Consider the following 18,927-nt stretch of genomic DNA (forward strand, 5'->3'; position numbering starts at 1 on the left):
CAACGATCTTATTGTTGCCAGTGGCGCATGACGATTACACATATCAGCAGTTCACTACCTACTAGGTTCTCACAGGGGCGAATTGCCGTCGCTATTTGCTACCGAAGTTAGCTTTTACTCGCCCAGCTCGAAAGCGCTGACGTAGGCGTCCTCACCCGTGCCGGTTTCAATAGTGAACGGACCGGTGATATGCGCGGCCGAAGCCAGATCGCCCTGTACGGTGTTAATAGCTGTTACATCGCCAGCGGGAACAGCAATCGTGACCGAACGATAGGGTAGACGTTGCGACACCTTGTTTTCTGACTTCACCTTACGCAAAGCCCGCAAGGCCCGACCGGCACTGTAAACCAGTTCCGGATCGCCATCAGCGCTTTGCCCGAAAGCTGCCGCCTGCGGCCAGGATGCACGATGAATCGAACCAGTACGATACCAGGACCACACTTCTTCAGTGGCAAATGGCAAGAACGGAGCGAGCAGACGCAAGAACGTATCAATCGCCAGATTTAACGCCACGCGAGCAGAACGCACCCGATGCGATTGACCAGCCTGGGATAGCGTTTCGTCGCGATCGTATGCCCGATCTTTGACAAGCTCAAGGTAATCGTCGCAGAACGTCCAGAAGCACGATTCCGTTACCTCTAAAGCGCGTGCATGATCGAAAGACTCCATCGCCTGCGTCGCCGTCATCACAACCTCGGCAAGCATAGCGAGCATTGCCCGATCTAACGGCTCAGTTACAGCGGTGGAATCGAGATCAACGCGAGCCTCAGCCCCGGCCATCTGCAACGCAAACTTGGCAGCATTCAACACTTTCATTGCCAGTCGGCGACCGATCTTGATTTGCTGCTCATCATAGGTGGCATCGACACCCAGGCGCGCCGAGGCTGCCCAGTAGCGCATCGCGTCAGACCCATGCTGACGCAACGGCTCCATCGGCGTTACCACATTCCCCTTAGACTTCGACATCTTCTTGCGGTCCGGATCGAGAATCCACCCAGAGATAGCAGCATGCTTCCAGGGGAGCGCATCGAACTCAAGATGTGCCCGCAACAAAGAGGAGAACAACCAGGTGCGCAAGATGTCTTGCCCCTGGCTACGCTGATCCATCGGATAGATGTACTCGCAAATATCCTCATCCGTATTCCAACCACCAGCAATGAGCGGGGTGAGGGAGGAGGTTGCCCAGGTATCCATGATGTCAGTTTCCCCGACGAATCCGCCCGGCTTACCTCGCTGATCCTCAGTGAAACCGGCCGGAACGTCAACCGTCGGATCAATCGGTAAATCGGCTTCCTCGGGGGTAATGATCGCGTCATAATCGACATCGCCCGATTCACTCACCCGATACCACAAAGGCAGTGGGATACCGAAGAACCGCTGACGAGAGATGAGCCAGTCCGTATTCAAGCCCTCAACCCAGTTAGCGTAGCGCACACGCATGAAATCTGGGTGGAAAGTCAACTCCTCCCCGCGAGTGAGCAGATTTTCCTGCAACTGCTTGCCATTAGCTTCGGTGTACGGGCGACCACCATTGCGGATGTACCACTGGCGAGAGGTCACGATCTCCAGCGGCTTATCGCCCTTTTCAAAGAAATTAGCTTTGCGCTGGGTCGGCTTTTCCTCGCCAATCATCTCACCAGAGGCTTTTAACGCCGCCACCAGGGCTGCCCGTGCGGAGAAAGTCGTCTTGCCAGCCATCTCCTGATACATGGCACGACCATTTTCGCTGCTGATCCACTCGGGGACCTCATTGAGCAAGCGACCATCCTTACCCAAAACCGTGCGCATCGGTAGATCTAATTCTCGCCACCACTGTACGTCAGTAATATCGCCGAACGTACAGCACATAGCAATACCAGCGCCCTTATCTATTTCAGCGGCTGGATGGGCTAAGACGGGAATCTCCACACCAAAGATCGGAGTGCGGGCCGTCGTGCCAAACAGATGCTGGTAGCGCTCATCATCCGGATGCGCAATCAACGCCACACAGGCTGGCAGGAGTTCCGGACGTGTGGTTTCGATGAGAATATCCCCATCTTGCCCGTGGAACGCCAGGGTGTGATAGGCGCCGGGATAATCGCGGGCCTCCAATTCTGCCTGGGCGACTGCGGTTTGGAACGTGACATCCCACAGCCCAGGAGCCTGCGCCTGATATGCCTCACCGCGGGCGAGATTGCGAAGGAACGCAAGCTGCGTGACCCGCTGAGCCTTCGTGCCGATCGTCTGATACGTCTGTGCCCAATCGACGGATAAGCCGAGATAGCGCCACAACGCCTCAAACTGTTTCTCATCTTCCTGGGTGAGCCGATGGCACAATTCGATAAAGTTCCGACGAGAGATCGGCTTTTGGTCAGCGTATTTGATGGATTTACCATCCCCGCCCTGGTAGGGAGGCTCAAAATCTTCCTCATAAGGCAAAGACGGATCACACCGAACCCCATAGTAATTCTGAACGCGACGTTCCGTTGGCAGACCGTTATCGTCCCACCCCATCGGATAAAACACATTCTTGCCGGTCATTCGCTGGAAACGGGCAATAATATCGGTATGGGTGTAGCTGAAGCAGTGCCCGATGTGCAGTGAACCGGAAATCGTCGGCGGGGGAGTATCAATCGAATAGACCGCCGCGCGTTCGGTATCTCGGTTAAAAGCGTAGACTTGGGAATCCTCCCAAACCTGACTCCATCGTTCCTCTAAACCATCAAGGGACGCCTTTGCCGGGACGTCAATCGAAGCGCGCAATGTTTCATCAGTCATAAGTATATTCTTCCATGTCCTCCTCAGTGATTGCATATTTGGATATGTGACATAGCGCGGTGCATATCCTGCTGAACGTCACGCCTGCAGCGGCAGCTAGCACATTGGCCTACCCCGTCGGGCATTATCCACTATGGTAACGGCTGGCATGATCTGAGAAGTAACAGCGGCGGTTACAGACTCGGCAATGCACAGAACAGTGATGCTCGCTAAGGTAACGCTATGAGCACAGTGCAAATGATGGCAGTTCCTGATCTTCCAGCGATTACCTCCGGAGTAGATGTGGCAATGACGATTGCCCTCCCGATAAAGAAGATCGTTTGGCCTGATGGCAGTATCGGCTTACGGGGAGACGATATTGTGGCCATCGCCGGAAAAATTGTGGCGAAATCGCAAGGGCGTTGGCATAAAGCTGGTGAAAAGCCTGACGCATTCCGCACCCGAGAAGGTATCCCGCAGCCGTTAGGATTAGCAGCTCCAGAAAATGTGCCTTATGCCGCTGGGCAGATTCGTCGTGGATTGGCGGCGCGTTTTGGCGGGCGTCCGGCGGTGATTATTACCGGCTCAGGGTCACACAGCGTGCGCGGGGTGTGCGATTATGCATTGGGAAGCGCTGGATTAGATGTACGCACTGCGCAGGGGCATGCAGTGATTGACGCTATCGCGGCGATGGCGGGATTGCTGATGGAATTAGAGCACTCGCCGGTGGTTATTCTTCGCGATGTCCCTGACGTTATGATCTGGCAGGACCTATGATCGCAGGCACAGCCGGTGGTGCTGAGCAGATTGTGCGTAAGCTGGAGAGGCTAATCGGCTATTAGACAATAAGTAACAATAAGTAATGAGTAAAAGTGCTCAACGCACATGCAGTTTTGCAATACTGCTAGCTTTGGCGATCTGGGATAGCTAACTGGCTGAGCGCTCCATCTCGCTGAAACAGAGAATGGCGCCGCCACTGCTTTCGACTATTTGGTGTTGAATATTCCTACGTTGTTCATCACTTTCTACATTGTTCATCACTTTCGGCGCTCGCTGAGGTCTACGTCGGGCATGCAGGTGTGGCAAGCAGAGATCAATGGCGATAGTGCCCAAAGGAGATCACAGATCCGGCTCATCGCGCGCAGCAATGCTGGTAGTTCACCGTATTGAACGTATTGAGATGGCTTGAAGTGAGCGCGCCTTGACGCGAGGAAAACGTAGGGAGCAGCAAATGCGCATTGAACGCGAACGTTCCAACCTCATCAGGCTTCAGCCCTGTTTGGCGGCAATATCTTCGTCGCGCTTGATCGCAGCAGCCACGGCGCGGGCAACCGCCGGAGTGAAACCAGCTTCTTCCATTGCTAAAAGTCCGGCGATGGTCGTTCCGCCAGGGGAACATACCTCGTCACGTAATTGCCCAGGGGTACGTTCCTGGGCAGCAGATAGCACAAGCCGAGCACTGCCCGCCACGGCCTGTGCCGCAATCTCACGAGCCTGATGAATAGGAAGCCCAGCAGCTAAGGCCGCCTGGGCGAGCGCATCAATATAGGTGTACGTCCATGCAGGAGAACATCCGGCGATAGCGCTGAAAACCGGAAACGCCGCCTCCGGCAATTCGATAGTGCGACCAACGGCGCTAAATAGTTCGGCAACATATTCCCGCGCAGAGGCACATACCTCCTCGGTAGCGTACCATGCCGTCATTGCCTGACCGATTTGGGCATTGACGTTAGGCATTGCCCGCACAATGGGCGTACCAGCAGGAAGCGCGCGAGCCAGGGTGGCACAGGGAGTACCGGCAGCTATTGAGACGATAACGAGGTCGCGTGCGGCAGACCCTAAGTCGGTGAGCGCGCTGGCCATCGCATGCGGTTTAACACCGACGATACAGGTATCACCAGGGCGCAGGCGTTGGGCAAGCTCAGCAATAGACTCCACGTAATGCACAGCGTATTTAGCTGCTAACTCTGCGCCGGCACGATGATTGATTCGGGTGAAAACCACCTCGTCAGGATCGACTATATGTGCGGCCAGAATTCCACGCAGTAGCGCGCCGTTCATATTTCCCATACCAATAAAACCGAGCATGTGCTGTGCCTCCTTGCTGACATTGTGACACATTCACCTGGCTGCGACCTACACTAGACCTAGACTAAACATAGAAAGCTGACGTGTTATGCGCCCTGACGAGGAGCTGATTGAGTCAGTGATTGCCACGTGCGTATCCGGTTCTCACCAACGCTGACTGCCGAAGCGTAAGAGTCTAGGCGCGCGGCAAGCCGCATATCGGTAAGGCATTGAGATGACGCGGCAGAGGGGCAAACGGCGCAGAATATGGCTGCTAACCACAGCGCAGCATCGCAGACAAAGGGGAGGAAGATCATGCCACGTACTGTTCTTGTTACGGGAGCATCATCAGGCATCGGTGCAGCCACAGTTCGGGCATTATGTGCGGCCGGAGATCACGTCATCGCCACTGCCCGTCGTGCTGACCGGCTGGCAGCACTGGCGCAGGAGACGGGATGTTCCTATGTGGTTGCCGATCTGTTAGCTGACGGGGTAGAGGTTCTCAAAAGCTATCTCGATCAACACGGGCCAGTAGATATTCTCATTAATAATGCGGGCGGAGCGCTGGGAGTAGATCCGATTGCCGAAGGAAAAATTGACGAATGGCGTCGGATGTATGAGTTGAACGTCATTGCCTCCTTGCGGGTCACTCAACTCCTTGTACCGACGATGATCGAGCGTGGGGGAACGCTACTGTATATTACGTCCACGGCTGGTCACGATACCTACCCGGGAGGTGGCGGCTATGCGACAGCGAAACATGGGGAGCGGATGATTCCCAATACCTTGCGGCTTGAGCTAGTTGGCACGCCAGTACGGATTATCGAAATCGCGCCGGGGATGGTTCATACGGAAGAGTTTTCGCTGGTGCGTTATCACGGAGATCAGGCTGCTGCAGATGCCGTCTATGCGGGAGTTGATCGTCCCTTAACAGCCGAGGATGTTGCCGAAGCGATCCGTTGGGCGGTGAGTTTGCCAGAGCACGTCAATGTGGATTCGATGATATTACGGCCGGTGGCTCAGGCGTCGAACACGGTAGTGGCGCGCCAGCACGATGAAACGTGATATTGCGCGCAGGTCACTGTGGAACATACCTCGAAAAGGCAGGGCTGTATTAGGATCAGGGGTGCAGTGACCCGGCTATCACCGGCGAGCATTCGGAAGAACAGGCAGATGTACATGTTCTGCTGCCGCCTCTAAACGGTAGCAATGCAGAGCAGATACTGAGCTGGTCGCAACGTTCAGCGGCACAAGCAATGTATCGAGATTGTGCCGCGCCAGCGCGTCAAACAATCGCCCGTCAATCGCCTCAGTAGAACCGAACGGATGGACCCGTCATCGTCCCCAATGAGCGGCTGGCTTTCGCCAGCAAGCGAGGTGGTACCGCGGCATAGTCGCCCTCGCGCACAACCCTGACAACCGTGAGGGGCCTGACACATTGTGAGGCGCGCGATCACCTCCTGACCGCGCCATTGAGGAGTGAGATGTGATGGTCGAAAAGCCGACGAAATATCCGTTGCATCGGGACGAGGACGTACTCGCCTCGCCGAATTTTCCAGCGCTTGAGGATGAGATCCTTCAGTACTGGCAGCAGGATAATACCTTTGAGGCATCCATTGACCAGCGCACAGGGGATGAGTTCGTCTTTTATGATGGCCCGCCCTTTGCCAATGGCTTGCCGCATTATGGTCACTTGCTAACTGGATACGTTAAAGACGTCGTCGCGCGCTATCAGACGCAGCGCGGGTATCGTGTTGACCGCGAATTTGGCTGGGATACTCATGGTTTGCCGGCTGAAATCGAAGCGGAACGCATCCTCGGTATCGAAGATAAATCCGAGATTGATGAACTCGGCATCGAAACATTCAATGACGCATGCCGTTCCTCCGTGCTGAAATACGCTCAAGAATGGAAAGAATACGTCACCCGTCAGGCACGCTGGGTGGATTTCGACGGCGGCTACAAGACCCTCGATCCCACCTTTATGGAATCGGTTATCTGGTCCTTCAAACAGTTGTGGGATAAAGGGCTGGTCTATGAGGGCTACCGAGTCCTGCCATACTGCTGGAACGATCAGACTCCGCTATCCAATCACGAATTAAAGATGGATGATGACGTCTACCAAGATCGTCAGGACCAAACCGTCACCGTCGGCTTACGCCTAGAATCGGGCGAACTGGCACTGATCTGGACGACAACTCCGTGGACGCTACCAGCGAATTTAGCTATCGCGGTTGGCCCGCAGATCGAGTACGTGACGGTAGAAGTGACGCAGGGCCCACTGGCTGGGCAGCGCGTGATTATTGCGCGTGAACGCTTGAGCGCGTATGCGAAAGAACTCGGTGAGGATCCACAGATCGTTGCCCAGTGCCGAGGAGAAGAGTTAGCTGGCAAACGCTACTATCCGATCTTCGATTACTTCTCCCGCGATGAGGAAAAGCCAGGTCCGAATGCCTGGACGATTGCCACCGCAGATTATGTTTCCACGGAAGATGGTACGGGCCTCGTCCACATCGCCCCCTACGGTGAAGACGATATGTTCGTCTTAGCTGGTGCGCAGATCGAAGTTGTGGAGACGGTTGACGCAGGCGGAAAGTTCATGGATAACGTCCCGGACTACGCAGGCATCCAAGTCTTTGAAGCCAATCGAGCTATCACGCGCGATTTACGCGACGCAAGCGGCTCAATGGAACGTCGCCCGCAAGCTGAACGAGCAGTGCTGGTTCGGGAACAGTCCTATGTCCACTCCTATCCGCACTGTTGGCGCTGCCGTAAGCCGCTTATCTACAAGCCGGTATCATCATGGTTCGTCGCCGTGACGAAGTTCCGCGACCGCATGGTAGAGCTCAACCAAGAGATCACCTGGCAGCCGGAACACACCAAGGACGGAATCTTTGGTAAGTGGTTGGCGGGCGCTCGCGATTGGTCTATCTCGCGCAACCGCTATTGGGGTACACCTATTCCGGTATGGCGTTCCGATGATCCGAACTATCCGCGTATCGACGTGTATGGCTCCTTTGCTGAGCTGGAACGCGATTTTGGCCGCCTGCCAGTCGGTCCGGATGGGCAACCAAATCTGCACCGCCCCTATATTGATGAGCTGACCCGTCCTAATCCAGATGATCCGACGGGCAAGTCCACAATGCGCCGAATCACCGACATCCTTGACGTGTGGTTCGACTCCGGCTCTATGCCGTATGCGCAACGCCATTATCCTTTTGAGAATCGGGAATGGTTTGATTCGCATTTCCCAGGGGATTTCATCGTCGAATATGTGGCACAGTGCCGTGGATGGTTCTACACCATGCATGTGCTATCTACCGCGTTGTTCGACCGTCCGGCTTTCACCTCCTGTATCTCGCATGGCGTGATTTTGGGTAATGACGGGCGCAAAGCCTCCAAATCCTTGCGGAACTATCCCGATCCGATGGCGATGTTCCACCAGTACGGGGCGGATGCGCTGCGCTGGATGCTGATGGGATCGCCCGTATTGCACGGCGGCAATCTCGTCGTCAGTGAAGAAAATATTCGGGAAGCCATGCGCCATGTCGTTTTGCCGTTGTGGAATACCTGGTATTTCTTTGCTCTGTATGCCGGAACCTGTGACGGTGGAGCAGGATATGTCGCTAGCGCAATCGACCTCAACGACGCTGAGCGGGTAGCTGGCTTGAATGTGATGGATCGCTATTTACTTTCCCGTACTAAGCTCCTGGCCGACGCGGTTCGCGACCATCTGGATAACTTGGATATCCCGGCGACCACCAAGCTGATCCGTGAATATATTGATCTGCTGACCAACTGGTATGTGCGTACCTCGCGGGATCGGTTCTGGAACGAGGATCACGACGCTTTTGACACCTTGTACACCTGCCTGGAGATCTTGATGCGGGTGGTTGCCCCACTGTTGCCGATGATCTCAGAAGAGATCTGGCGGGGGCTCACGGGGCAGCGCTCCGTGCATCTGACGGATTGGCCGCAACTGCCGGAACACATGGTGGATGCCGAGCTGGTTGCTGTTATGGACGAAGTGCGAGACGTTGTCTCCCATACCCACGCGCTGCGTAAAGCGCATAAGTTGCGCGTGCGTCAGCCGCTGCGTTCGCTCATTGTGGTGACGGATCTGGATTTGGCTCCATTTACCGAGCTGATTGCCTCCGAAGTCAACGTCAAGACGGTTACGATTCAAACCGCAGCTGAATCGGGTCTGCAGGTTCGCCACGAATTGGCAGTTTTGCCTCGGGAACTTGACCCGCAGATTCGACGTTTGACCTCGCAATTATTTGCTGCTGCCCGTCAGGGCAACTGGGAGGCGTGTGACGGTGGAGTGCTGATGCATGTTGATCCGCCGGTTACGCTGCGTCCGAACCAGTACGAATTGAGCACTGCGGTAGATGCAGCAGAAGGCTCAGTTGCCGATGTTCTCGATTCTGGGTCCTTCGTGGTGCTCGATACCGTTCTCGATGCGCAGTTAGAAGCTGAAGGCTACGCCCGTGATGTGGTTCGCGCCGTTCAAGACCAGCGCAAATCTGATGGTCTGCATGTGGCAGATCGAATCCGCTTGACTTTGCGCGTTCCCGAGGAACAGGTAGCGGCGGTCCGTACCCACCTGGAGATGATCTGTCGCGAAACCTTGGCATTGGAAGCTGATGTGGCTGCCGGCGGTGCGGGAATCGAGGTTGTTGTGGAGAAGATCGCGTGAACACGATCGGTCGCCACTGCCCACGCGATGCGGTGCGGGTGGATCTAAGTGCTCAGCAGGCGCAGGAAGAGGCTGAGGTCGCTCGAATTTATCGAGAGATTCTCACCCGAGCGCCTGAGCACAAGGTCCAACCGTCACTTGATCGGGTCCGTACCTGTTTGGATCTGATGGGTAACCCCCAGCAGATGTTCCGTGCCATTCACATCACGGGAACAAATGGGAAGACCTCAACCTCCCGGCTCATTGAAGCACTCATGCGCGAGCAGGGGCTTCGTACTGGGCGCTTCACCTCCCCACATTTATCGTCAGTACGAGAACGCATTGCCATTGACGGTCAGGCCATCAGTGCTGCGGGCTTTATCCAGGCATGGAATGACGTTGCCCCCTTTGTGGAGATGGTTGATCGCGCTGAGCCAAACGGGGTACGGATGAGCTTCTTTGAGGTGTTCACCGTCATGGCGTATGCGGCATTCGCTGATGCGCCAGTGGATGTTGCCATCATCGAAGTAGGCATGGGGGGAACCTGGGACGCGACGAATGTGGTGGATGCTGACGTCGCCGTGCTCATGGAAGTTGCCAAAGATCACGAACGCTGGCTTGGCCATGATCTGACGGATATTGCCACGGAAAAGCTCGGTATTCTCAAATCGGGTGCGCGGCTCATCTGCGCAGAGCAACAACCGCAGGTGATGGAGCTCGTTCAAGAACGTGTAGCGTGCCAAGGAGCTAGCGCGGTGTATTACGGTCAGGATCTGAAGGTTGAGAACCGAGAGCCAGCAGTTTCTGGTCAATTGATAACGGTGTCCACTCCGTGTGCGCGCTATGAGGATATTCCGCTGGCTATGCTCGGAGAACATCAGTCGCGCAATGCGGCGATGGCAATTGCTGCCGGTGAGGCATTTTTCGGCGGGCACGCATTCTCAGCACAAGTCATTGAACACGCGCTGATGTCAACAGTTTCGCCTGGTCGGATGGAGGTCGTGCGATCTTCTCCGCTGGTGATTGTTGACGCGGCACATAATCCGGCAGGCGCAGAGGTGACGATGACGTGTTGGGAGGAATCTTTCCCCGGCACACACGTCTTAGTCTTTGCGGCGATGGCAGATAAGGACGTGGAGGGAATCCTTTCGATTGCCGAGCCATACGTTCATTCGGTTGTGGTTACGCAACTAGATAGCGAACGCGCAATGCCGATTGACGAGGTAGCCCAGATCGCACGGGATGTCTTTGGGGAAGATCGAGTTGCGATAGAACCACAACTCGATACCGCGATTGTCTTTGCTGCCGATGTTGCCGAAAGCGTGGATCCGACGGAGATCACAACCCCGTCTGTGCTGGTTATGGGATCGGTCGTTCTCGCTGGTCAGGCCCGGCGTGTAATGGGGCGTCCGGCTCCAGATGGCGCATAGGCGTGATACCTGCGATGCCCGTCGGGAATATAGCTGACGAACACTATCGCAGTGGCCTCATAGTGCCGATAGGAGAGCGCCAGGCGATTGCGTAGATTGCCCTTGGTGGCGTGCTACGCAAATTAGACTAAATTAGTGGTCCGTTACCGGAACATTTCCAGTGACGGACCGCTACCATAAAGGCATGACTCAGCAGACGTTAATTTTGATTAAACCGGACGGCGTGCAGCGCGGGCTAACTGGCGAGATTTTGCGGCGGATCGAAGCCAAGGGCTATCGCATCGAACAGATGCGTATGTTGACGGCTACGCCGGAGCAACTTGCCGAGCACTATCACGAGCATGTGGATAAGCCGTTTTATGCCGGAGTATGCGCATATATGACCTCTGGGCCGATTGTGGCTGCCGTGATCGGTGGCGATCGGGTTATCGAGGCGGTGCGCACCTTATCTGGCGCAACTCATCCAATTGAGGCCGCTCCGGGAACGATTCGTGGAGATTTAGGGCGCGATTGGGGAGATGGAGAGATCCGCAATCTGATTCATTCCTCCGACGGGGGAGGCTCAGCAGCGCGCGAAATCGCTATTTGGTTTGGCCACAGCGCCTGAGGTAGTGCGTTGAGATATTCGCCTAATTCCGCGCTGTGCGGCGGTAGCGGGCAGTCTTTCTAGCCTAAACTGATTCAGTGCATCTCAAATCCTTGACCTTGCGCGGGTTTAAATCCTTTGCCACGGCAACAACCTTGCGGTTTGAACCCGGCATTAACTGTGTCGTCGGTCCAAATGGATCAGGCAAATCGAATGTTGTTGATGCTCTTGCTTGGGTGATGGGAGAGCAGGGCGCCAAGTCCTTGCGGGGCGGCAATATGGCAGATGTCATCTTTGCCGGAACAGCTAAACGTCCTGCGCTTGGGCGGGCAGAAGTCTCGCTCACCATTGATAACAGCGATGGGGCATTACCAATCGAGTATTCTGAGGTGACGATTTCGCGTACCCTTTTCCGCTCCGGTGGCTCGGAATACGCGATCAACGGGACGGCCTGCCGGTTATTAGATATTCAGGAGTTGTTATCCGATACCGGCATGGGGCGCGAGATGCACGTCATCATCGGTCAAGGAAAATTAGATGAGGTGCTGACGGCAAGTGCAGAGGATCGTCGCGGTTTTATTGAAGAAGCTGCCGGAGTGCTCAAACATCGTCGGCGCAAAGAAAAAGCGTTACGCAAACTCGAATCGATGCAGGGTAACCTGACCCGACTTGACGATCTAACCAAAGAACTGCGCCGTCAACTTGGGCCATTGGCTCGACAGGCAGCCACTGCTCGACGTGCCCAAGTGATTCAGGCAGATGTTTTTGATGCGCGGGCGCGGCTCATGGCAGATGATTTGGCTCAGGTTCAAGCTCGGGTAGCAGCGGGGCATGTTGATGAGCAAAAACTTGCTGCGCAACGCCAGGAGATTATGGAACGGGTGGCACATGCCCGTGAATCAGTGGCGCTTTTGCAAACTCGCGCCGATGCGGCCCATCCGCATATTGCGGCAATGACGGAAAATTGGCAGCGGCTCAGCTCGCTAGTGGAACGTTTCCGCGGTTTAGCGCAGCTCGCTCAGGAACGCGAACGCACATTCGCGCAGCCGCTGCAATCGGTATATAGCGGGGAAAGCCCAGATAGTATTCGTGCTCGCGCCGAGGAATTACGCGAAAAAGAACGTCAGTGTGCTCAGGCGGTTGACGAAACGCGCGAACAGTTACGTCAGGCGATTAGTGCTCGCGAGGACGCCGAGCGGGTGGAAAATGAGATTGACGAGCAACTGATGGCTATCAATCGCTCGTTGGCGGATCGGCGAGAAGCGGTCGCTCGGCTTACTGGAAAGATCGCGACGGCATCTTCTCGCATTGAGGCTTTGTCCCAAGAGCGAGAGCGGGTTGCGCGGGCAACTGCAGAGGCGCGCACCCGCGCTGAGCAGGCCCGGGCGCAGGTGCGCGAGTTAGAAGAGCAAGCTGTTGCGCATACCGACGGTGATGACACGCTTTCTATTGCCCACGAGGAAGCAGCCCGAGAGCGGCAAGCAGCTCATGACAATGTGGATGTGGCACAGCGGGCCATGATGGATGCGCAATCCTCTCTTGCCGAGTGGAGTGCGAAAGCAGAAACGCTGGAGATGTCCCTGGCGGCACCGGATGCGACGGCGTGGTTGATTGACGAACACCGCGTGGGAGTGCGTGGCCTGGTGCGCGATGTCGTACACGTTACTGCCGGCTGGGAAGGCGCGGTGGAAGCAGTGTTGGCAGGTGTGGCTTCGGGTGCGGTGGTCACTGATGTTGATGCTGCTATTGATGCTTTGCGGGCGGCTCGAGATCAGCACTCTGGCCGGCTCGATATGCTAATCATGACCCCGAGGGTTCACGATGCGGTAGATGATCAGGCGCGGGCAGCGCTTGCGGCGTGTGATTACGAGACAGATGTGGCTCAACTGGCCAGTGCTGCCATTGTGGGGGACGATGAGATGGCGCAGGCTCTGCGATGTGCGGTCGCGGGGGTCGTGCTGTGTGCTGATCTGGCTGTTGCCCGTCAGCTATTAGAAGCGGGTGCTCCGGCTGTTGCGACGCCAGCAGCCGATGTGATTTATGGCAATCATGCGTGGGGTGGGCACGTCCAGGCTAGTGCAATTCTGGCTCGGCAGGCGGCCTATGAGCAGGCCAAACAGCAGGCGCAGATGGCAGCCGAAGAGCTTGCTAATGCGCAGGAGGTTCTATCGCGAGCACGAGTTGAATTGGCTCGTACTGAGGAACAGTTTGATACGCTTGCCGGGCAGTTGACCGCCCGAGATTCGCAGATGGCGGCGTTAACAGCGCAGCTTGGCGTGTTACGCCAGACGGTTAGCGCAGCTCAAGATGATGTTGTTCGCAATGAAGAGCGGTTAGAACGCATTGATGTTGACAAAGCAGAGCTGTGTGTTGATGTGGCAGCTTTGCAAGAACAGCATGAGACGTTATCTGCCGATCCGGAGGAATTCGCTGCTAAAGCTAAGGAACTGAGTTTTGCTCGGGAAAAGGCTCATCACCAAGCAGGAATAACCCGCACTGCCGAGACGGATCAGCGTTTAAAATTGCGTTCATGTGAGGAAGAGGTGCGTTTGCATGCCGGGCAAGCGCAAGCCCTGGAGGCTCGAGCGCGCTCTGTGGAGGATCGGATTGCGCGTGAGAGTCGCGATGTGCAGCGCCGTCAGGTTTTGGCCCAGCAGGCGCGTGAGGTGCATGCAGATGCGCAGTTGGCTGAGCAAGCAGCCCAACAGGCTTTGGATACGGTTAATGCTCAGCGGATAGCAGCAGAAAAAGAGCGGGTGGCATTTGAAGCCGAGTTGGCTGAGGCGCGTCAGAATCTGGATCGTCTGGTTGCTCAGGAGCGGGATTTTGACGCACTCGGGCATCGCCACGAGCTGGCCTTAGCGGAACACAAACTGCGCTACTCACAGTTGGCGCAGCGAGCAGTTGACGATCTGGGGATCAGCGCCGATTCACTGATTGCCGAGTATGGCCCGCATACGCCTATTGTGGATCCAGCAGATGAGCAGGCTGAGCCGCGTCCTTTTGTTCGGGCCGAGCAGGAAAAGCGTTTGGCTAAGGCGGAACGGGAATTGACGCGGTTAGGCAAGATTAATCCGTTGGCTTTGGAAGAGCATGCCGCACTGGAGGAACGTCAGAAGTATTTATCTCATCAGCTTGAGGATTTGCGGCGTTCTCGGGAGGATCTGCTCAATATCGTCAAGGATATTGACCGTCGTGTTAATGAGGTTATGAGTGTGGCCTTGGCTGATGTGGCACGCGAGTTTGAGCGCACGTTCGAACGGTTATTCCCGGGTGGGCAGGGCAAATTGGTGCTGACCGATCCAGAATCGGTATTAACGACGGGTATTGAGATCGAAGCGCGCCCGCCGGGCAAGCGGGTGAAACGGCTGTCGTTGTTATCCGGTGGAGAGCGATCGTTGACGGCAGTGGCGTTCTTGGTGGCCATTTTTACGGCACGTCCCTCACCGTTCTACGTCATGGATGAAGTGGAAGCGGCTTTGGATGACACGAATCTCACGCGGCTTCTTGATGTCTTTGCTCAGTTGCGTGACCATTCCCAGCTGCTTGTCATCACGCATCAGAAGCGCACTATGGAGATTGCGGATACTCTCTATGGGATTTCGATGCGCGAAGACGGGGTGACGTCGGTTATTTCCCAACGTGTGAAGGATTGTGCTGGATACGATAGCTGAAATGCGGGGTTTTTCCGCATATTCAGGCAGGAGCTCTGTTAGGTCAAGAATTATCGACGGTTTATCTATGCGGATGGACCGTCAATACTAGAGCGAGTGTAAGTAAAATCCGGTGATAGTAAAGCCTTGACGGCGGCGGGAAACCGTGGGTTGAGGGGTGAAAGTTGGGTGTACCCCGTAGGAGGTCCACCCTGCGGGGGATATCCCCATAATTGATACCGAACTGTAACCAAGTCGCGCCGCGTTGGGGTAGGAATTGCTGAATAAAATCGCCACAATAGAGACGTGCTCACAATCTTGCTTATCTTGTTTTTAGCTGCGTTGTCCCTTGGGTGCGTTGCCCTGGTGCTCAACCATCAGTCCACCATGCATTTATCTAGGCAGTGGGTGATGGAATCAGTGGATGCCTGGCGTTCTAAGAAGCTGACGCGAGATACCTTTGACGTTCACATGGAAGAAACCACTCTCGCTGATCTGTTTACCACTTTCGATCACGATGGCGGAGATCCATACGTTTCGGCTGAGGCTATTGAAGCAGGCGTGACGCAAGTTGTTCGCTCGGATTTGCCGAGAAAAATTCTTGACGGAACAGAAAAAGTGGTGGCACGGGCAGTAGATGTGGCCAGCCATCGGGATTCGCACGGCTCAGGCCAGATGCGTCGGGCGCGTAAGACGGCTTCGCATGGTGCTAATGCGCAGTCGGCGGATTCTGCAGATAGTGATCAAACTGAATGTACTCACAAATCAGCGCCTGTTTCTTCGGGGCGCAAGGCAAAGTCTACGAGTGTGCCGGATCGCGATTCTGCCACAGATATGCGTAAATCCGCCTAGAAAACATGATTAACGTGTGCGCGGCACCGCCTCTAAAAAGTGTAGGCGGTGCCGCGCAGTCGTGTATTGCGCATGTCAGGTAGCACACCTCAAGCTGGTCGGCATTGGAAAAACTGGTCTTGTGCGTCAGACTATAGATGTGATTACTACTGACAATATCCTTATTCTCATTATTGCGATCGCCGCAGTGGCGGCTCTCGGTGTGGCTCTGTTTATCCGGTATCGCCGCACTGATTCTTCACAGCTTCCGTGGGAAGAACGCGAGAGCATTACTGCGCGTGATGAGCCAGAGGCGTCGAGTACCGATCAGATAAGTGATGAAGGGCAGCCGGCTGAAACGCCGACCACCATGATTGAGCGCCCGGAGTCGATTCCGTCTCGGATGGAGCGGTTACGCGGTCGCTTGGCCAGCTCTGGCGCCTTAGGGCGGGCATTATTATCAATTTTGTCACGCGGTGATTTAGCCGAATCGGACTGGGAAGAATTTGAAGAAACCTTGCTTATGGCCGATGTGGGCTTAGAAGCGACGACGGAACTGATGGAAAAGCTGCGCACGGAGACGAAGGTTCGCGGGACGAGTGATCCGGATGTTGTTCGCGATATTTTGCGTACCGAGTTGATTCGCTTAGTGGATCCGTCCATGGATCGCTCCTTGAATACTGAGGTCAGTGTAGATGAGCAGGGTAGCCATCCGGCGGCGATCCTAATGGTGGGAGTCAACGGTACTGGCAAGACGACAACCGTTGGAAAATTAGCGCGCGTGCTGGTGGCCGAGGAAAAGAACGTGATTCTTGGGGCGGCGGATACCTTCCGTGCGGCGGCTGCTGACCAGTTAAGCACCTGGGCGCAGCGGGCCGGAGTGGAGATCGTCCGAGCGGATCGAGAGGGCGCTGATCCCGCTTCGGTTGCTTTTGAAGCGATCAAAACTGGAACAGAGCAAGGCGCGGATGTTGTCATTGTCGATACCGCTGGTCGTCTACAGAACAAGGCTGGCTTGATGGACGAGCTGGGCAAGATCAAGCGCGTCATTAGTCGTTCGGCAGCATTGCGTGAGGTGCTTTTGGTGTTGGACGCCACCACTGGGCAGAACGGAATGCGTCAGGCAGAGGTTTTTGCTGAGGTTGCCGGCATTACGGGAATCGTTTTGACGAAGCTTGATGGTACGGCAAAAGGCGGAATCGTCATTTCGGTGCAGCGCGCCTTAGGTGTGCCGGTCAAGTTTGTCGGATTGGGTGAAGGGGCAGACGATTTAGCTCCATTCAATCCGGAAGATTTTGTTGATTCCTTGTTGTCGTAATATCGCGGTAGGGGTGGATTATTCGCTGCTGTGGCGTGTACCCCGTAAACTGTGAGGCAGTTCCCCGACGGATAGAGAGTCCCTAATGTTTAATTCACTGTCAGATCGGATTACATCGTCCCTGCGTAATCTGCGTAAAGCCGGGCGGCTATCGGAGAAGGACGTCGATAGCGTCATCAGCGATATTCGTCGCGCCTTGTTAGAAGCAGATGTGGCGCTGCCCGTCGTGCGTACCTTTACTGCCACTGTGCGGCAGAAGGCAACCGGCGCATTAGTGTCTCAAGCGCTGAATCCTGCCCAACAGGTCGTCAAGATCGTCAATGACGAATTGGTAGCGATTTTGGGCGGCGAGGCCCGTGAGCTCAATTGGGCGGCGACGCCACCGACGGTAATTATGCTCGCCGGTTTGCAAGGTGCTGGTAAGACGACTCTGGCTGGTAAGTTGGGGCGTTGGCTACGAGAAAATGGTCATCGTCCATTGCTCGTTGCTTCTGATCTACAGCGGCCCAATGCGGTTAACCAGCTTCAGGTTGTTGGCGAGCAAGCTGGTGTTGCGGTGTGGGCGCCACAGCCAGGTAATGGTATTGGCAATCCGGTGGACGTGGCATGGTCAGGTGTGGCTCATGCTCGCGAGAACTCCTATGACGTCGTTATCGTCGATACGGCCGGGCGTTTGGGTGTTGACGAAGAGATGATGCAGCAGGCGCGGGATATTCGCGATGCTATCCATCCCGATGAAATTCTGTTCGTCCTGGATGCGATGATCGGTCAAGACGCCGTGAACACCTCTATTGCGTTCCGTAATGGGGTGGGATTTACTGGCGTCGTTTTGTCGAAACTTGACGGTGACGCGCGCGGTGGTGCGGCGTTATCGGTGCGCGGGGTTACTGGTCAGCCGGTTCTCTTCGCCTCTACTGGCGAAAAACTCAGCGATTTTGAGCGTTTCTATCCCGATAGAATGGCCTCTCGTATTTTGGATATGGGCGATCTTTTGTCGCTCATCGAACAGGCGGAGCGCATCTGGTCGGAGAAAGAGGCCGAAGAGCTCAATGCGAAGATGAGCCAGGGGAGCTTTACGCTTGATGACTTCCTGGATCAGATCAACCAATTGCGCTCTATGGGGTCAATGAAGAAGATGATCGGAATGTTGCCGGGGATGGGGCAGTTCCGAGAAGCGATTGCGAATTTTGATGAGCGTGAGATTGACCGTCAGGCAGCCATTATTAAGTCAATGACTCCGGCAGAACGAGCCGATCCGAAGATCTTGAACGGTTCGCGTCGGCAGCGTATTGCCCGAGGTTCGGGGACGACTGTTCCTGAGGTAAATTCCTTGATGGAACGTTTTGATCAGGCGAAAAAGATGATGGCTCAAGTCTCGAATGGGCGCGGGATGCCAAATATTCCAGGCATGCCGAATATCCCTGGAATGGGCGGCGGCTATGGTAAGAAGAAGCCGAAGCGCAAGCAGAATAAATCTGGGGGAAAGAAAGGGCGTTCGGGGAATCCGGCGAAGCGTCGCGCGCAAGAACTGGCAGCCGATAGTGAGGCGCGGGGCGCCGCCTTCGGTGCGGCTCCGGCACAGCAGCCAGAGGTTAACGTCAATGATTTGGCGAAATTCCTGAAGTAAT

The 18,927-nt window shown here is 55.5% G+C and carries 11 protein-coding genes; 9 read left to right on the top strand and 2 right to left on the bottom strand.

The features are described 5' to 3' along the window. Positions 1 to 114: 114 nt before the first annotated feature. Complete coding sequence (gene valS, locus ACLHIL_RS01140) at positions 115 to 2,757, bottom strand: valine--tRNA ligase (protein WP_411296028.1); 2,643 nt, start codon at positions 2,755 to 2,757, stop codon at positions 115 to 117. A gap of 222 nt (positions 2,758 to 2,979) precedes the next feature. Between valS and ACLHIL_RS01145 the strand changes: the two genes are divergently transcribed. Next, complete coding sequence (locus ACLHIL_RS01145) at positions 2,980 to 3,513, top strand: hypothetical protein (RefSeq protein ID WP_411296029.1); 534 nt, start codon at positions 2,980 to 2,982, stop codon at positions 3,511 to 3,513. A gap of 492 nt (positions 3,514 to 4,005) precedes the next feature. Here ACLHIL_RS01145 and proC read toward each other — a convergent pair whose 3' ends face one another. Then, positions 4,006 to 4,824, bottom strand: a complete 819-nt coding sequence (gene proC, locus ACLHIL_RS01150) for a pyrroline-5-carboxylate reductase (protein WP_411296030.1) — start codon at positions 4,822 to 4,824, stop codon at positions 4,006 to 4,008. A gap of 294 nt (positions 4,825 to 5,118) precedes the next feature. On the opposite strand from proC, the gene ACLHIL_RS01155 reads away from it, so the two are divergent. From ACLHIL_RS01155 to ffh, 8 genes are all read left to right on the top strand, one after another. Further along, positions 5,119 to 5,868 (top strand): SDR family NAD(P)-dependent oxidoreductase, encoded by a 750-nt coding sequence (locus ACLHIL_RS01155; protein WP_411296031.1) that lies wholly within the window; start codon positions 5,119 to 5,121, stop codon positions 5,866 to 5,868. A gap of 424 nt (positions 5,869 to 6,292) precedes the next feature. Then, on the top strand, positions 6,293 to 9,502 hold the full coding sequence (gene ileS / locus ACLHIL_RS01160) for an isoleucine--tRNA ligase (protein WP_411296263.1): 3,210 nt from the start codon (positions 6,293 to 6,295) through the stop codon (positions 9,500 to 9,502). Further along, positions 9,499 to 10,911 carry a bifunctional folylpolyglutamate synthase/dihydrofolate synthase gene (locus tag ACLHIL_RS01165; RefSeq protein ID WP_411296032.1) on the top strand — a complete coding sequence of 471 codons (1,413 nt, stop codon included), beginning with the start codon at positions 9,499 to 9,501 and terminating at the stop codon, positions 10,909 to 10,911. Before ileS ends, ACLHIL_RS01165 begins: the two co-directional genes overlap by 4 nt. A gap of 184 nt (positions 10,912 to 11,095) precedes the next feature. Beyond that, entirely contained in the window at positions 11,096 to 11,518 is a 423-nt protein-coding gene (gene ndk, locus ACLHIL_RS01170; protein ID WP_411296033.1) for a nucleoside-diphosphate kinase, read from the top strand. Positions 11,519 to 11,595: 77 nt separating this feature from the next. Then, the gene (smc, locus tag ACLHIL_RS01175; protein ID WP_411296034.1) at positions 11,596 to 15,171 is read left to right on the top strand and encodes a chromosome segregation protein SMC; all 3,576 of its coding nucleotides are present in this window, start codon (positions 11,596 to 11,598) and stop codon (positions 15,169 to 15,171) included. Between the two features lie 285 nt (positions 15,172 to 15,456). Beyond that, complete coding sequence (locus ACLHIL_RS01180) at positions 15,457 to 16,002, top strand: hypothetical protein (protein ID WP_411296035.1); 546 nt, start codon at positions 15,457 to 15,459, stop codon at positions 16,000 to 16,002. Positions 16,003 to 16,141: 139 nt separating this feature from the next. Then, the gene (gene ftsY, locus ACLHIL_RS01185) at positions 16,142 to 17,299 is read left to right on the top strand and encodes a signal recognition particle-docking protein FtsY (RefSeq protein ID WP_411296036.1); all 1,158 of its coding nucleotides are present in this window, start codon (positions 16,142 to 16,144) and stop codon (positions 17,297 to 17,299) included. An 85-nt stretch (positions 17,300 to 17,384) separates the two neighbouring features. After that, positions 17,385 to 18,926, top strand: a complete 1,542-nt coding sequence (gene ffh / locus ACLHIL_RS01190) for a signal recognition particle protein (protein ID WP_411296037.1) — start codon at positions 17,385 to 17,387, stop codon at positions 18,924 to 18,926. Position 18,927: the final 1 nt, after the last annotated feature.

Source organism: Trueperella sp. LYQ143, from assembly GCF_046599595.1.
Classification (GTDB): Bacteria; Actinomycetota; Actinomycetes; order Actinomycetales; family Actinomycetaceae; genus Trueperella.

What these genes read in the sequence shown, in the direction of transcription:
- valS (WP_411296028.1), bottom strand. Translation starts at nt 2,757, where the DNA reads ATGACTGATGAAACATTGCGCGCTTCGATTGACGTCCCGGCAAAGGCG.
- ndk (WP_411296033.1), top strand. Translation starts at nt 11,096, where the DNA reads ATGACTCAGCAGACGTTAATTTTGATTAAACCGGACGGCGTGCAGCGC.
- ACLHIL_RS01155 (WP_411296031.1), top strand. Translation starts at nt 5,119, where the DNA reads ATGCCACGTACTGTTCTTGTTACGGGAGCATCATCAGGCATCGGTGCA.
- ACLHIL_RS01145 (WP_411296029.1), top strand. Translation starts at nt 2,980, where the DNA reads ATGAGCACAGTGCAAATGATGGCAGTTCCTGATCTTCCAGCGATTACC.
- proC (WP_411296030.1), bottom strand. Translation starts at nt 4,824, where the DNA reads ATGCTCGGTTTTATTGGTATGGGAAATATGAACGGCGCGCTACTGCGT.
- ffh (WP_411296037.1), top strand. Translation starts at nt 17,385, where the DNA reads ATGTTTAATTCACTGTCAGATCGGATTACATCGTCCCTGCGTAATCTG.
- ileS (WP_411296263.1), top strand. Translation starts at nt 6,293, where the DNA reads ATGGTCGAAAAGCCGACGAAATATCCGTTGCATCGGGACGAGGACGTA.